This window comes from Gelidibacter sp., assembly GCF_053579655.1.
On record NZ_JBMDWE010000004.1, the window covers coordinates 89,984 to 103,869 of the forward strand.

Here is a 13,886-nt window from a genome sequence, read left to right on the forward strand (position 1 = left end):
AAAACACCTGTTCGGGATAAACAGCATTTATGAGATATTATATTTCTTATATTCTATTGTTATTTACTTTTCTTGGTCATTCACAAGAGAACCAAACTGTTTTGGATACTATTTTTCTAAAATCTGAAAAATTAAAAGACAAATCTGTTGGCCAACCGATCATCCTGCTCAACAAAGCTGTATTATCCAATTACCGACCACAACTTACCGAAGTTTTACAATTCGAAACTCCCATTTACTTTAAAGAAAACGGCTTCGGAATGGTGACTTCTCCTTCATTTAGAGGTACTACCGCTCAACAAACCGCCGTAGTTTGGAATGGCATCAATATCAATTCTACGTTTTTAGGACAAACCGATTTTAGCCAAGTCAACACACAGAACCTTTCTGAAATTTTAGTGCGTCCTGGTGGTGGAAGTACACAATTTGGAACAGGAGCCATCGGCGGCGTCGTGTATTTGAATAATAACCTCTCGGTTGATCAAGAAAATTCGCATGACATTCGTACATCTTACGGAAGCTTTAATACGAAGAACATCAGCACCAATCACAGTATTTCGGGTGAAAAAACCAATTTACAAATCGGTGTGAGTTATTTAGATTCCGATAATGATTATAAATATCTTAAGACGAACAATCACAACGAAAACGGACAATTTTATAACCTGAATGCCTCCGTAAATGGCATGTATCAACTAGACACCAAAAACACCTTTAAGGTGTATTCCAATTGGTTTTTTAGCGATAGGCATTTTTCAATTGTTGAATCGTCACAAACACGTAATAAATACACCGATGATAATTTACGCTTGTTGGGTGAATACCAGCATAAATCTGGCAAGAACCAATCCACAGCAAAATTAGCTTTGATTAACGAAAAGTATCGATTTTATCCCGAAATCGACAGTCGCGAAGGTTCCACCAATGGCGTGGGATGGACTTATATTGCGAATTACAATTATCAAATGCAATTCAAAAGATTATTGCTGAATTTTGGCGGCGAATATAATTTGACCACTGCCAACGGATCCAACTACGACAATATCAAACGCAATAATGGAAGTGCCAATGCCTTTATGAAACATAAATTGACCAAAAATTTCATTTATCAAGCGACTTTACGAGGAGAATTGAACGAAGGTTATAAAAGCCCGATTCTGTTTTCGCTTGGTACCAGCTGGCAACCCATCCCTGAATATGCGCTTAAAACATCCATTTCTAAAAATTACAGAACACCAACGTTTAATGATTTGTACTGGCCAGGCATCGAAAATCCTGATTTAAAAGCAGAATCTTCAATGCAATATGAACTTTCGAACGAATTTACCTTCGATAATTTAAAATTCGGCTTGACTGCTTATTATAATGATATCAAGGATTTGATTCGTTGGTTGCCCTATTCTGGCGATTTATGGCGCCCTGTAAATACGAATAGCGTGCGATCTTATGGTTTGGAAAGTAATGTCAACTATGGTTTTCATCTCAATAAACATCATCTCCATATTAATGCGCTTTACAGCTATACGGTTTCTAAAAACAATGAAACGGATTATCAATTAATCTACGTGCCCTATCATAAAGCCACCTTGGGATTCTCATATAAAATCGACAGGTTTTCTGCGCGACTCAATACAATTTACACTGGAACGGTTTTTACGCATAGTGATAACAATCCCAACGAAATCCTTGATGATTTCTTTTTGACCAATCTTTCAGCAAACTATGCTTTTGGAAATAAAGAGCATTGGATTATAGGTGCAGGCGTCAACAATCTATTCAATAACGACTATAAAACCATGGCTTACAAACCGATGCCATGCAGAAATTATCATATTAATTTAACTTTAAAACTATAATAAAAATGATCAAACAATTTTTTAAATTCAGTACGCTTTGCTTAATTGTTCTTTTAGCATTCAGTTCATGCAGTGATTCTGACGATTCTGTAGCAGTATTCAAAGGCGATTTTGACAACGGCTATCTTGTTAGCAACGAAGGTAATTTTGGAAAACCAAATGCATCTGTAACTTTTATTAACAATGATTTGACGAAAGTGACTCAAAAAGTATTTCAAAGTGTCAATGGCACTACGCTTGGCGACGTTTTACAATCTATAGCGTTTGATGCTGATTACGCATTTTTGATAGTCAACAATAGTAATAAAATTGAAGTCGTCAATAGATATACCTTTGAAAGCGTTGCTACAATTACTGAAAAAATAAACCAACCAAGATATGCCGTGATCGAAAACGGAAAACTTTATGTGACCAATAACAGTACTAAATCCGTAGAGATTTTTGATGCCAAAAGCTTTCAACATATTACCACAATTGAGATTAACAAAGAGGTGCAGGAAATAATACAGGATGATAATTTTATTTATGCAAGAAATACGTTGTTTGATGCCAATTGGAATGATATTAGTAACAATATTACCGTAATAGATAACAAAACCAATACCATTGTTAAAAACATTTCAGTAGGTGTTGGATTAAATTCCATGCAAATAGAAGATGGCATTTTGTACGCCTTACACAAAACAGGAATCACTAAAATAACTACAAGCAACAATGAAGTTATTGGTGAGATTCCTTTCGCAGAAGGACTTACAAATGCCAATAAACTTGAAGTAGCAGATAATTTCATCTACTTCTTTTCTGGCTCAAAAATCTTCAAATTTAGAACAGACGTCACCTCTTTAGCCAATACTGAACTTGTAGATACCAAAGCAACGGGAGATTCTTGGGATTTAGGCTATGGCTTTAATGTTGTGGACGGTAAAATTTTCTTTACAGATGTGAAAGGTTTTACGGAGAATTCTGAAGTATTAGTGTACGACCTTAACGGAAAATTCCTAAAATCATTTACCGCTGGGATGGGAGCGAATGGTGTTTATGGTAATAATTAAGTAATCTGAAGATAGGATCTTAGGCTTGTTTTTAAGATTGATTTTCAAAGGTTTATGAGTTTAGGAGTTTAAAAAAGTTGAGATGGATTTCGTTTTAATGAGTCATCATCTTAACCAAAAAACCGATAAGCTCATGGACCTTTTTATTTTTGAAGTTACCGTGGATTATGAGTTTGGAGTTTAAAAAAATTTAGTTTTCATCAACTCACATTTATACTCATAAACAAATAAACTCATAGACTATTTCATTTATACTAGCGATGTCTTTAAGTTTAGGAGATTTAAAGAGTTTAGTTTTCATTAACTCACATCTAAATTCATAAACCAATAAACTCATCAACTTCTTTTATAATTATCCTTATTTCTATTCTCATCAATATTTGACATTAATCATTTAATTCCTAGCGTCCCTTGCGTACAACTTTTCGCTCCTTGCGGTTAGGAATTGTATTTATTTAAACGCTAAGGACACAAGGTTTTTTCGCTAAGGCCGCAACTTAATACGCATTTTACTTTAAGTTTAAAACCTAAACACTTCTTCGTTTTAACTTCTACGCGGTTACTTTGCGTCTCTGCGACTTTGCGAGAGAAAAAGTTCAAAATTCAAAGTTTCAGATTTCGAGTTCAACTTCATTTTCAATTTCGATTTCGATTTCGATTTCGATTTCGATTTCTACCGCGTTAAAAAGTCTATCTGTTAATGCACACTTCGATTCTCATTAATTTATAGGAAATGACTAACTTTTCAACAATTAATCTAAAAACTCAAGCGCATTATGCAGTTATTCAATAAAATAAAATCCGTCATCAATTTGATGAAAGAAGTTGATTTTGCCGATTTAAGCAAAATTTCAGAAAAGATTGATTTACCTAAAATCATGAAAACCGTGGGCGAATTAGATGATAAACAACTCGACGGACTCATGAAAATGCTGACAGAAAAAAGCAAAAAAGGCCAACACCAACTCCCTCCCATTGACGGCGACTTTTATGATCTAGATTTGAAACTCACACAAGAACAGCGCGCCATTCAAATGAAAGTCCGCACGTTTATGCAAGAAGAAATAGAACCGATTGCGAACGATTATTGGAAAAAAGCCAAATTCCCCATGGAAATCATTCCCAAGTTGGCCGCATTGAATATTTGTGGAATTGCTTATCGCGGCTACGGCTGTCCTGATCTTCCGTTTATTATGGAAGGAATTATTGCCGAAGAAATGGCGCGCGTGGATGTTTCGATTTCGACATTTTTCGGAGTACATAGCGGCTTGGCCATGGGTTCGATTTACCTCTGCGGAAGCGAAGAGCAAAAAGAAGAATGGTTGCCAAAAATGCAAAAAATGGAACTGATCGGTGCCTTTGGTTTAACCGAACCTAATATAGGAAGTGGCGTGGCCGGCGGAATGGAAACCACTTGCAAATTGGAAGGCGACGAATGGATTTTGAACGGCCAAAAAAAATGGATTGGAAATGCCACCTTTGCGGACGTCACCATTATTTGGGCAAGAGACGAAGAAACCAACAAGGTGAAAGGTTTTTTGGTAAGAAAAGATACGCCAGGATTTTCAACCGAAAAAATTGAAGATAAAATGGCGTTGCGTACGGTTCAGAATGCCATCATCACTTTAAAAGATTGCAGAATTCAAGAAAAAGACCGCCTTCAAAATGCCAATTCGTTTAAAGATACCGCCAAAGTATTGCGCATGACCAGAGCTGGCGTTGCTTGGCAAGCGGTTGGTTGCGCCAGAGGTGCTTATGAAAACGCACTGAAATACACCAAAAAACGTGAACAATTTGGCAAACCAATCGCCTCGTTTCAATTGATTCAAAACCATTTAGTAGAAATGTTGTCCAATTTAACCGCTATGAAAACGATGGTCTATCGTCTTTCTGAATTACAAGATCAAGGCTTGCTAACCGACGAACATGCGTCCTTGGCAAAAGTATTCTGTTCTTTGAGAACTCGCGACGTCGTGAGTCAGGCAAGGGAAGTTATGGGCGGCAACGGTATTTTGTTGGAATATAATGTAGCACGTTTTGTGGCCGATGCGGAAGCCATTTATTCTTACGAAGGCACTAAAGAAATAAACACTTTAATTGTGGGGCGAGCAATTACCGGCTATAGTGCGTTTGTATAAAAAATACACATTTTATAATATGGAACATTATCGACCATATTCATTCATAATCGCAAGCATTTAACATCTGTAGAAATGGTATCATAAAACATTTACAAATGGTCGATTGTAATATTTTACATTCTTAAATTTTTGATAAATTATGTCTTTAAATTAATATCTTTCGCTGACTTTTCAGACTTTTGCTACAGACCTCACTTTCCCACTTACAAGACTGTCCATGAAGTATTCAGAATCTAAAAATTAAAGGAAAATTATTTGAAAAACATACACTTTATAGTGAATCCTGCAGCTGGTTCTGGCAACCATCTTATAAGTCGAGAATTTTTGGAAAATTTCTTTGAAAAGGAAGACTATGCGATTACCATAAAAAATTCTGATTATAAGAAACATGCCAAAGCACTAACTCATACTTCCATCACAGAAGATGCCGACATTATTGTAGCCTGTGGCGGCGATGGCACCATAAATGAAGTGGCCTCGTGTTTAGTAAATACGAACATCATTTTAGGTATTATCCCCTTAGGATCAGGAAACGGATTGGCCTCCAATTTAAAAATACCAAAAACTATTGAAAGTGCCATCGCTCTTATAAAAACAAAAAGCGTGAAGAAAATTGATGTTGGCCTTATCAACGAACATTATTTTTTTAGCAATACAGGTATTGGCATTGATGCGCAAGTGATTAGACATTATGAAAATTCCAACCAAAGAAAATTGCTCAGCTATATCAAATCAACTTTAAAAGCTTTAAAAGATTTGAATTATGGAAATGAAATAACGGTCGAAATAAACGGCGAAAAGATTCAAACCAATCCTTTTATGGTTTTTATTTCCAACTCCAATGAAATGGGCTATAAAATCAGTTTAACACCCATGGCGTCTTTACAAGATGGCTTGTTGGATGTGCTTATCGTTTCAAAAATATCACGGTTAAAGTCGCTTTACTTTGGGTTTTTAATCTTGATTAAAAAACACCATTTGATTAAGGAAGCAAAATGCTATCAAGCCAATGCCATCAAAATTCATCAAGCCAATAAAAAGGTGTATGAAAGTCAAATTGATGGCGAGTTTTTCAATATCAATAGCGAAGCCATTAACATTTCCTTGTTGGAAAAATCACTTCACGTTATTGCCTAATCCTTCGAATTGAAATTAAATTTTTGGATCACATAACCGTTGAGTTTGTAAAAAATCGTTCCTGTGATCACACCAAAAATCATTCCCACAAGAACATCCAAAGGATAATGTACCCCAATATAAATACGGCTGTAGCTCATCAAGATTGCCCAAACAATCATGATATACAGTAAATACTTAAAGCGTTTTTTTAAAGTCAACCCAATAAAAAACGCCACCGCCATCGTATTGGAAGCATGCGCAGAATAGAATCCATATTGACCGCCACAATATGATTTAACGAGACGCATAGTCTCCATCAATTCTGCTAAATGGCATGGTCTCAATCTGTGGAATCCGTTTTTAAAAAGATTGGAGGTTTGATCGGCAACCACAATCATTAAGGCAACCACAACTATAGTTGTAAAAAATGCTTTTAACGGCAATTGCCTAAAAATCAGATAAAGGAGTAAAGCGTAAAATGGAATCCAAGTGAATTTTGAGGTATAGATTAACCAAAACAAATCCCAGGAGGATGTTCCCAAGCCGTTCAAAAACATAAAAACCTCAGTATCCCACTGTAATATTTGATCAATCATTATTCATTATATCTTTCGATTTCTCGGTCGTAAAAATCTGTAGCCTCCTGAATCAAATTCTCTGTACCAGAAGCGATTTCCTTTTCATCATGTTCATCAAATTCCTCCATCCACTCTACTTCGTCATCCTCTAAATTTAATATGAATCGAGGAAATTCAGTGTGAATGATGTAAATAGCATCTGGAAAATCTGTGTTATCGCCGAGGATGAATTTTGGTAGTTCCATGTTTTGAAGTTATGAGTTATGAGTACTTAAAGTGTGCAAAGTTATCACTATTTTCAAAAATCCAATCGTCAAACTAACTTTAAGTACTCAAGGTACTTCAAATACTTTAAGTTCTAAACTTAAGCCATTTTAGGCACTTCCGACTTTATGAGTTTTTTGGTCAAATAATTAAATCTGATGAACAATAATATGGCGGCACTCGTTAGTCCGGCGATAAGCCCTAACCAAATCCCAGTACTTCCTAACGCCTCTTCTTTTCCAAAATAATAACTAATAGGAAATCCGATAGCCCAATAGGATATAAAGGTCAAAATTGTCGGAATTTTGACATCCTGAAGACCTCTAAGGGCGCCGAGGGCAACGACCTGCAAACTATCACTAATCTGAAAAATAGCAGCCAACAAAAGTAGGGTGGACGCAATGGCTACTACTTCTCTCGTGTCAATAGCGTTGATAGGATCATCTAAATCCACGTAAATCGTTGGAAGGACATTATGCAATAAGAAAAATACAACCGCAGAAACCACTGCAATAACAACGCCCAACAAGAAAATAGAAATGGCAATACGTCGCAATTCCGTGAAATTATTAAGTCCTTTTTGATTGCCGACACGAATCATCGCGGCCACACTTAATCCTGATGCGACCATAAAGGTCATGGACGCCAAATTTAAAGCGATTTGATTTGCCGCTTGCGGATTTTGTCCTAAGGTACCACTAAGCCATACGGCAGAAGTAAAAATAGCCACTTCAAAAAACATTTGCATGGCACTTGGCAACCCAATATTTATGATCTTTTTGAGCATAGGCGATTCCAAAACAAAAATCTTGATGTCGGTAACAAAAGCCTTCGATTTCTCACGTGCTCTCAACAACCACCATAAGAAAAAAACCATCACGACCCTAGAAATCAAAGTCCCTATAGCCGCTCCAACAATCCCCAATTCCGGAAATCCGAACTTCCCAAAAATCAAAAGATAATTGAGCAACACATTAATCAAGTTAGCTAAAATGGTAGCGTACATCGGATATTTTGTCAAGGACAATCCGTCGCTAAATTGTTTAAAGGCCTGAAAAACGATGAGTGGAATCAATGAAAACGCCACCAAATCCAAATAAGGAATGGCTAATGCCACTACTTCTTCAGGTTGATCCATAATTAGCATCAATGGTTTTGCCAAAAGAAGTAACGCGAACAACACAATCCCCAAGGCTGTACACAAAAACAAGCCATGTTTTAATGCCGATTTTCCCTTTGCAAAATCCTTTTCTGTATCCGCTTCTGCCACCAAAGGCGTAATTGCTGTAGAAAAACCAATCCCCAACGACATGGCCACAAAAACAAAACTATTACCTAATGACACTGCCGCAAGTTCAGTAGCGCCCAACTGCCCCACCATGATATTATCGACAAGACTTACAAATGTATGCCCGAGCATACCCAGCATAACTGGTGCAGCCAAGTTTAAATTGTACTTAAATTCTTTGGTATATTGAGCTAAAATCACGTGGAAAATTTAAAGATGCAAAGATAATGGATTGCCCTTCTTTAATGAATCATTTTCTAATTATCTTTCGAAAAAAGGAACCAACAATTTGACAGCTATCAACTTACCTTCTGATTTTGTTAATAAATTGAAGCGTTATAAATTTAAAACTCCTGGTATCGCTTATTTTTACATCAAGAATTACTTAGAATAGCTCTCATATATTTCCGTATGAGGTTCAACATATCGTAAAGAAAGTTTTAGCTATTATTTTAGAGGATTTAAAAATATGTTGTTAAAGCATTTCAAAATGAGAAGGGGATTTTTTCCCTTTTCGTTTTTCATAAGGTTTCCTGAATTCCCCTTCGAACAAAATCAAGTCAAAAATCGGAGAATTTTGGGTTTGAACAACATTGTTGGTGGAAAACACCAACAATGGCAGGAATATCAACCTGTTTTTTTCAAGCCAATCAAGAATCTCCGCTAGCTGCGGGAAACCTTTTGAATTAGGCGTAAGGGAAAAACGGTTAAAAGCAAAAAATTGTGTCTAACAAAAGCTTTTTACTTTTTGTTTCGCCTCTTCATATTCTGACAACATATCTTCAACAATTCTCGTGACAGGTTTGATATCATGAATCAATCCAGCAATTTGGCCGATTTCCAATTCGCCTTCCTCCAAATCACCTTCAAACATCCCACGCTTTGCTCTTGCCCTACCCAATAAGGCACTTAAATCCTCAGGTGTTGGCGCTGTTTTGTACAGTTCGACAAGATCATTATAGAATTTATTTTTAATCATTCGAACCGGTGCCAATTCTTTTAAGGTTAGCATCGTTCCACCTTCTTGGATCTCAACAACAACCTTTTTAAAGGCTTGATGCGCCGAACTTTCTTCACTGGCGACAAATCTGCTACCCACCTGAACGCCATCAGCACCTAAAACCATGGCGGCTAACATGCCTTGACCTGTGGCAATACCACCGGCTGCAATAAGCGGAATCTCCAACACCTCTTTGACCATAGGGATTAAAGTTAAGGTCGTACTTTCTTCCCTACCATTGTGTCCTCCTGCTTCAAAACCTTCGGCAACAATGGCGTCAACTCCTGCTTCTTGGGCTTTCAATGCAAACTTCACACTACTGACCACGTGAACGACCGTGATACCGCGTTCTTTCAGCCAGGATGTCCAGGTTTTAGGATTTCCAGCAGAAGTAAAAACGATTTTGACCTTTTCTTCGACAATGATATCCATAATCTCCTCGATATTCGGGTAAAGCATGGGCACATTGACGCCAAAAGGTTTATCCGTCGCATTTTTACATTTTTGAATATGCTCTCGCAAAACATCAGGATACATAGATCCAGCACCGATGAGACCTAAAATTCCGGAATTACTTGAAGCTGAAGCCAATCGCCATCCACTGTTCCAAATCATTCCGGCTTGAATAATTGGGTATTGGATATTGAAAAGCTCGGTAATTTTATTTGACATTTATGATTTTATGAATTTAAAAGTTAAGATTTCACTCTTTGAAATAACGGTAAGGACGTATATGCCCTTAGCCAATTGTGACACATCTAATTTGGGATTCCCCTCCGAATAGACTTGCTCGATTACTTTTTTTCCCAACACATCATAAACATGAAGCGTCTGTGTTCCATTACTGGATGGTAATTGAAGATGAAGATGACTTGAAACAGGATTTGGATACACTTTAAACTTTTCAACTTCAGCTTCTACAACTGAAAGTCCGTGAGAAAGTGCCAATTGAAAATTTGGAATCCCATAACCCAAAAAGTAATCGGGTGCCGTGTATTGTGAAGCTGAAAGCCTGACGAATTGTTTAATTTCATCCGCACTTGCATTGGGCAAGGCTTGCCACAAACAGGCAATAGCTCCTGCCACCATGGGCGAACTAAAGGACGTCCCATTATTATTAACGATATAATCTGAATCCGTAATAACCATCGATCCTAAACCTAAAGCCACCACATCAGGCTTTTGAGTGGGCTGAAAGGCACTGCCTCGCGAACTGAAGTAAGCATAAAGTCCAGCACTGTTTACCGCACCAACGGTAAAAACGCCTGGAGCATCTGCTGGCGCCGTGACAATTCCCCAGGAAGCATTGCCCTCATTCCCAGCGGAATTAACCACTAAAATCCCTTTTTGTGAGGCAATTTGAGCACCTCTACTGATAAAGGTGGTTTTTCCATCCATAGCTGATGGCGCATAATTATACTTAGGATTGTCAAAATCAGAATATCCCAAAGATGAATTGATGATATGAACTCCCAAACTGTCGGCGCGTTCAGCGGCTTCTACCCAATAACTTTCTTCAACTGGATTTTCGAATGCAGCATCTTCTGTGCGAAACAAATAATAAGACGCGTCCGGAGCCGTACCTACAAATTTATTTTCAACATATCCTGCCATGGTGCTCAATACTTTTGTTCCATGGGAACTGGCAGTGTATGCGTCAAAGGCAGAAGTTCGGTTTACAAAATCGTAACCGCCCAACAATCTGTTGTTATTTCTTAATCTGCTGAAGGACGTCATCGTATTGACATTGGGAAAACCGGCGTCAATAACCGCAATAATAAGTCCTTCGCCTGTATAATTCTCTTTATGAAGCGCATCCACATGGATCATGCTGACTTGATTTTGAGCACTTCCATAATTAAAATCTTCCAAACTGGCCTCAAGGGCAAACTTATCCTTTTGCTTTGCTGGTCGTGATAAATCATTTAAATTTTTATCAGCAAAGTCAATGGACGCTACGAAATCCAAATCAAAAAGTGTTGAGATGTCAGAAGCTTCACCTCTTACATGGACTGCATTCATCCACTTGGATTTTGCTAAAACTGTAATGCCACTAGTAGTTTTTAAACGCGTAATATAGGATTCATTAACCGGCACATCCCTAACGTCTACAGCAATATTATGGGCGTTTTTTCTATCAATGGCTTTTTGTGAAAGAATAGAAATTGGATTTTGAATGGCAACTTCAACGTTTTCCTTATTGGTAAAATATACCCACGCATCTTGCTGTGCGAAGACTGCATAAGAAAAAAAGCAAAATAAAAACGAGAAGATCTTCAATTTCATCAGCAATAATTCGGAAAATTATTACTGCAATTTAAGAAATAACTCCCGAACCAACTAATTCGTCATCATGGTACCAAGCCACAAATTGACCTTCAGTGATAGCCGATTGAAGTTCTTCAAAAATCACATAAAGTCCGTTTTCAAGTTGATGTAGTGTTGCATTTTGAAGAGGTTGACGGTATCTGATTCGCGCTTTGACTTCCATCGTTTGATCTAAACCTAGTTTTAGGTCTTCACGAATCCAATGGACTTCATCGTTATTAACAAACAAGGCACTTTTAAGTAAGCCTGGATGTTCCTTACCTTGACCCGTATAAATGACATTCTCTTCAACATCCGTTTCGATTACAAAAAGTGGTTCGACGGTGCCACCAACGGCAAGTCCTTTACGCTGACCTTTTGTAAAATAATGCGCCCCTTGATGTTTGCCTACTATTTTTCCGTCAGAAATATTATAGTCAATTTTTCGGGTCAAATAATCAAACTTGTCCTTTTCAGAAGTAAAGTCTGGCGTTGTTTGATTGTATATATGTTGTTCCGCAGAAATCTCAACAATCACACCTTCTTTTGGCTGTAATTTTTGCTGTAGAAATTCGGGAAGTCTTACTTTACCAATAAAACAGAGTCCTTGGGAATCTTTTTTATCTGCCGTAATCAAATCCTGTTCGGCAGCAATTTTGCGGACTTCAGGTTTTGTTAATTCACCAATAGGGAATAAGGCTTTTGATAATTGCTCTTGAGACAATTGACATAAAAAATAAGACTGATCTTTATTGGTATCAACGCCAGCAAGCAATTGATAGATCTCTTTGCCATCTTTTTGCAAGACACCTTTACGGCAATAATGACCTGTAGCCACAAAATCTGCACCTAAATCGAGGGCGATTTTCATGAACACGTCAAACTTTATTTCCCGGTTACAAAGCACATCGGGATTTGGTGTACGGCCTTTTTGGTATTCGTCAAACATATAATCGACGATGCGTTCTTTATATTGCTCGCTCAAATCGACCGTTTGAAAGGGTATTCCTAATTTATCTGCCACCAACATGGCGTCATTGCTATCATCCAACCATGGACATTCATCAGAAATGGTCACAGAATCATCATGCCAATTTTTCATAAACAAGCCAATGACCTCATAGCCTTGCTCCTTTAACAAATACGCAGCCACACTTGAATCTACACCTCCCGAAAGTCCTACTATTACTCTTTTCATTTTGCAAAATTACGAAGATTCGTTTGAAATTGAAATCGAAATTGAAAATGAAAATGAAAATGAAGTCCAAATTGAAATGAGAAAATTTCGTAAGTCTCAACACATAGCGTCAACACCAATACATTGCACCTTTGCGAAGAAACCTAGTGCCTTTGCATTTAAGTAAGAAACTACTTTTTTAACCGCAAGGACGCAAAGTCGGGCGCAAGGGACGCGAAGAAATATATACTTCGATAAGCTCAGCAAACAAGTTGCAATCGAAATTCAAGCACAAAATGGCATTTAAACTTCGGACAACTTGAAACCTGAAACTTGAAACCTGAAACCCTTCCCTACTGCTTCCCCGGATTTTTACTATACACCGTAAAATCCTTTTCTTCACTTAAAACACCGTTTTCATAGTATTTCCAAATCCCATGTTTTTTATCATTTCTATAAACACCTTCCGCTAATAACTGTCCGGCAGCATTGTAGTATTTAGCCATACCATCAAGCATATCATCTTTATATAAAAAATCTTTAATCACCACCCCGTTTTCAGAAAACACTTTTGAATTCCCGTTTTGTTTGCCATTCACATAATTGGTTTGCTCCGCCAGTTGACCTTTGGGATAATACACCAATCTTTCGCCATCCAATTGCCCTTGGTCATTATAATGTTCAACAATCATAATGCCATTGGTTTTATTATGATAATACACCCATTTCCCGACAAACAATTTGCCGACCATTTGACCTTCACTGATCAGTTTTCCTTTGGATGAATAAAACTTCACAATGATATTGTTATTATTAGCCGAAAATTCTCGGGTGGCACTCAACACACTCTTCTTTCCGTCCATTTTATAAAACTTGAACAGTCCAACCTCTTTGCCATGTTCAAAAACACCTTCGTACCTGGGCTGAGTAGTGTTATCAAAATCCTTTCTCCATAAACCATGGCGCTTCCCGTCATTATCGAGCTGATTAATAAGATCTTGCGCAAGCATAGGTGTTAAAAACAGGGTTAAAAATAACCCTAAAATAATATTTTGCTTAATCATTTTACAAATTCATTAAACTCAAAAACTGTTTAGTTAATCT

General features: G+C 37.3%; 11 protein-coding genes. 4 read left to right on the forward strand and 7 right to left on the reverse strand.

All coding sequences use genetic code 11. The features are described 5' to 3' along the window. Window positions 1-29 precede the first annotated feature (29 nt). From ACOH2D_RS03585 to ACOH2D_RS03600, 4 genes are all read left to right on the forward strand, one after another. Window positions 30-1,856: a TonB-dependent receptor gene (locus ACOH2D_RS03585; protein ID WP_449534381.1), complete on the forward strand. Its 1,827-nt coding sequence runs from the start codon at window positions 30-32 to the stop codon at window positions 1,854-1,856. Window positions 1,857-1,861: 5 nt separating this feature from the next. Further along, complete coding sequence (locus ACOH2D_RS03590) at window positions 1,862-2,908, forward strand: YncE family protein (RefSeq protein WP_449534382.1); 1,047 nt, start codon at window positions 1,862-1,864, stop codon at window positions 2,906-2,908. 776 nt (window positions 2,909-3,684) lie between these two features. Then, window positions 3,685-5,046, forward strand: a complete 1,362-nt coding sequence (locus ACOH2D_RS03595) for an acyl-CoA dehydrogenase family protein (protein ID WP_348038109.1) — start codon at window positions 3,685-3,687, stop codon at window positions 5,044-5,046. A gap of 258 nt (window positions 5,047-5,304) precedes the next feature. After that, a complete protein-coding gene (locus tag ACOH2D_RS03600) occupies window positions 5,305-6,186 on the forward strand; it encodes a diacylglycerol/lipid kinase family protein (protein WP_348038111.1) in 882 nt (293 codons plus the stop codon). Here the strand turns inward: ACOH2D_RS03600 and ACOH2D_RS03605 are convergent. The 7 genes from ACOH2D_RS03605 to ACOH2D_RS03635 all read right to left on the reverse strand — a co-directional run bounded on the left by ACOH2D_RS03605 (window position 6,183) and on the right by ACOH2D_RS03635 (window position 13,846). Further along, window positions 6,183-6,764 (reverse strand): phosphatase PAP2 family protein, encoded by a 582-nt coding sequence (locus ACOH2D_RS03605; RefSeq protein WP_348038113.1) that lies wholly within the window; start codon window positions 6,762-6,764, stop codon window positions 6,183-6,185. The genes ACOH2D_RS03600 and ACOH2D_RS03605 overlap by 4 nt on opposite strands. After that, on the reverse strand, window positions 6,764-6,991 hold the full coding sequence (locus tag ACOH2D_RS03610; RefSeq protein WP_348038115.1) for a DUF8828 family protein: 228 nt from the start codon (window positions 6,989-6,991) through the stop codon (window positions 6,764-6,766). Before ACOH2D_RS03610 ends, ACOH2D_RS03605 begins: the two co-directional genes overlap by 1 nt. Before the next feature lie 119 nt (window positions 6,992-7,110). Next, a complete protein-coding gene (locus ACOH2D_RS03615; RefSeq protein WP_449534383.1) occupies window positions 7,111-8,499 on the reverse strand; it encodes an MATE family efflux transporter in 1,389 nt (462 codons plus the stop codon). Window positions 8,500-9,025: 526 nt separating this feature from the next. Beyond that, the gene (locus ACOH2D_RS03620) at window positions 9,026-9,970 is read right to left on the reverse strand and encodes an NAD(P)H-dependent flavin oxidoreductase (RefSeq protein WP_449534384.1); all 945 of its coding nucleotides are present in this window, start codon (window positions 9,968-9,970) and stop codon (window positions 9,026-9,028) included. Then, the gene (locus ACOH2D_RS03625) at window positions 9,971-11,584 is read right to left on the reverse strand and encodes a S8 family serine peptidase (protein WP_449534385.1); all 1,614 of its coding nucleotides are present in this window, start codon (window positions 11,582-11,584) and stop codon (window positions 9,971-9,973) included. It abuts the gene before it with no gap. A gap of 31 nt (window positions 11,585-11,615) precedes the next feature. Beyond that, on the reverse strand, window positions 11,616-12,803 hold the full coding sequence (gene mnmA / locus ACOH2D_RS03630; RefSeq protein ID WP_348037815.1) for a tRNA 2-thiouridine(34) synthase MnmA: 1,188 nt from the start codon (window positions 12,801-12,803) through the stop codon (window positions 11,616-11,618). Between the two features lie 332 nt (window positions 12,804-13,135). Beyond that, complete coding sequence (locus ACOH2D_RS03635) at window positions 13,136-13,846, reverse strand: toxin-antitoxin system YwqK family antitoxin (protein ID WP_348037817.1); 711 nt, start codon at window positions 13,844-13,846, stop codon at window positions 13,136-13,138. Window positions 13,847-13,886: the final 40 nt, after the last annotated feature.

Excerpts from the sequence above, each read along its gene's own strand:
- ACOH2D_RS03585 (WP_449534381.1), top strand. The coding sequence starts at position 30 with ATGAGATATTATATTTCTTATATTCTATTGTTATTTACTTTTCTTGGT.
- ACOH2D_RS03590 (WP_449534382.1), top strand. The coding sequence starts at position 1,862 with ATGATCAAACAATTTTTTAAATTCAGTACGCTTTGCTTAATTGTTCTT.
- ACOH2D_RS03595 (WP_348038109.1), top strand. The coding sequence starts at position 3,685 with ATGCAGTTATTCAATAAAATAAAATCCGTCATCAATTTGATGAAAGAA.
- ACOH2D_RS03605 (WP_348038113.1), bottom strand. The coding sequence starts at position 6,764 with ATGATTGATCAAATATTACAGTGGGATACTGAGGTTTTTATGTTTTTG.
- ACOH2D_RS03610 (WP_348038115.1), bottom strand. The coding sequence starts at position 6,991 with ATGGAACTACCAAAATTCATCCTCGGCGATAACACAGATTTTCCAGAT.
- ACOH2D_RS03620 (WP_449534384.1), bottom strand. The coding sequence starts at position 9,970 with ATGTCAAATAAAATTACCGAGCTTTTCAATATCCAATACCCAATTATT.
- ACOH2D_RS03625 (WP_449534385.1), bottom strand. The coding sequence starts at position 11,584 with ATGAAATTGAAGATCTTCTCGTTTTTATTTTGCTTTTTTTCTTATGCA.
- mnmA (WP_348037815.1), bottom strand. The coding sequence starts at position 12,803 with ATGAAAAGAGTAATAGTAGGACTTTCGGGAGGTGTAGATTCAAGTGTG.
- ACOH2D_RS03635 (WP_348037817.1), bottom strand. The coding sequence starts at position 13,846 with ATGATTAAGCAAAATATTATTTTAGGGTTATTTTTAACCCTGTTTTTA.